A 1,836-nucleotide genomic window follows, 5' to 3' on the forward strand; every position below is an offset into this window, starting at 1 on the left:
GGTTACATTCCGAACCCGGAAGCTAAGCCTCACAGCGCCGATGGTACTGCAGGGGGGACCCTGTGGGAGAGTAGGACGCCGCCGAACAATCATTCACAGACAGGCCCCCATCCCTTCGGATGGGGGCCTGTTTGCGTTCCCGGACCTTGCTTCGTAAGACACGCAGGGGGGGATCATATGTGATTCTTGTCATGCGGGAGAGGGCAGAACCGTTTCGGCTAGCGGGGTGGGGCCCAGTTAGCATGTGAACACCCTCCTAGCTCGAAAGATGGACTTGTGACTGTCAACGACGACGTGTTCACGGACTGGAAGAACCGCGAGGAGATCGCGGAGTCGATGATTCCGATCATCGGCCGACTGCACCGGGAGCGGGACGTCACTGTCCTGCTGTACAGCCGTTCCCTGGTGAACAAGTCGGTGGTCAGCATCCTGAAGACGCACCGGTTCGCCCGCCAGATCGCCGGCGAGGAGCTCTCGGTCACCGAGACGCTGCCCTTCCTGCAGGCGCTGACCACCCTGGATCTCGGTCCTTCCCAGATCGACCTCGGCATGCTCGCCGCCACCTACCGCGCGGACAGCCGCGGCCTCTCGGTGGAGCAGTTCACCGCCGAGGCCGTCGCCGGCGCCACGGGTGCCAACAAGATCGAGCGCCGCGAGTCGCCGCGTGACGTCGTCCTCTACGGCTTCGGCCGCATCGGCCGCCTGGTCGCCCGTCTGCTGATCGAGAAGGCCGGCTCCGGCAACGGCCTGCGGCTGCGCGCCATCGTCGTCCGTGGGGGCGGTGACCAGGACATCGTGAAGCGCGCCTCGCTGCTGCGTCGCGACTCCATCCACGGGCAGTTCCAGGGCACCATCACGGTCGACGAGGCGAACAGCACGATCGTCGCCAACGGCACCGAGATCAAGGTGATCTACGCCAACGACCCGTCCGAGGTCGACTACACGGCGTACGGCATCCGGGACGCCATCCTGATCGACAACACCGGCAAGTGGCGGGACCGCGAGGGCCTCTCGAAGCACCTCCGCCCCGGCATCGAGAAGGTCGTCCTGACGGCCCCGGGCAAGGGCGACGTCCCCAACATCGTGCACGGTGTCAACCACGACACCATCAAGCCGGACGAGCAGGTCATCTCCTGCGCCTCCTGCACCACCAACGCGATCGTCCCGCCGCTGAAGGCGATGGAGGACGAGTACGGCGTGCTGCGCGGCCACGTGGAGACCGTCCACTCGTTCACCAACGACCAGAACCTGCTGGACAACTACCACAAGGCCGACCGCCGCGGCCGCTCGGCACCGCTGAACATGGTGATCACCGAGACCGGTGCCGCCTCGGCCGTCGCCAAGGCCCTGCCGGACCTCAAGGCGAAGATCACCGGCAGCTCGATCCGCGTGCCCGTGCCGGACGTCTCGATCGCCATCCTGAACCTCCAGCTGGCCCGTGAGACCACCCGCGAGGAGGTCCTCGACTACCTCCGCAACGTGTCGCTGACCTCGTCGCTGAAGCGCCAGATCGACTTCACCACCGCCCCCGACGCGGTGTCGAACGACTTCATCGGCTCGCGCCACGCGTCCATCGTCGACGCCGGCGCCACCAAGGTCGAGGGCGACAACGCGATCCTCTACCTGTGGTACGACAACGAGTTCGGCTACTCCTGCCAGGTCATCCGGGTCGTCCAGCACGTCTCGGGCGTCGAGTACCCGACGTACCCCGTCCCGGCGGTCTGATCCGCGGAACGCACAACGCCTGTGGGGGGGGGACCCGGAAACGGTTGGCGCCCCCCACGCGGTTTCGCGGGCGGGCGGCGGGGGGGGGGTGGTGGTAGGTTGACATCCGGG

1 protein-coding gene and 1 rRNA gene are annotated in these 1,836 nt (G+C 66.7%); both read left to right on the plus strand.

From position 1 onward, the window contains the following. Nucleotides 1-87: ribosomal RNA gene (gene rrf, locus ACFC0B_RS38810) — 5S ribosomal RNA — on the plus strand; the annotation flags it as partial. A 189-nt stretch (nucleotides 88-276) separates the two neighbouring features. Beyond that, nucleotides 277-1,725 (plus strand): glyceraldehyde-3-phosphate dehydrogenase, encoded by a 1,449-nt coding sequence (locus ACFC0B_RS38815; protein WP_376097574.1) that lies wholly within the window; start codon nucleotides 277-279, stop codon nucleotides 1,723-1,725. The last annotated feature ends 111 nt before the right edge of the window (nucleotides 1,726-1,836 follow it).

This window comes from Kitasatospora sp. NPDC056184 (assembly GCF_042268405.1).
Lineage (GTDB): Bacteria > Actinomycetota > Actinomycetes > Streptomycetales > Streptomycetaceae > Kitasatospora.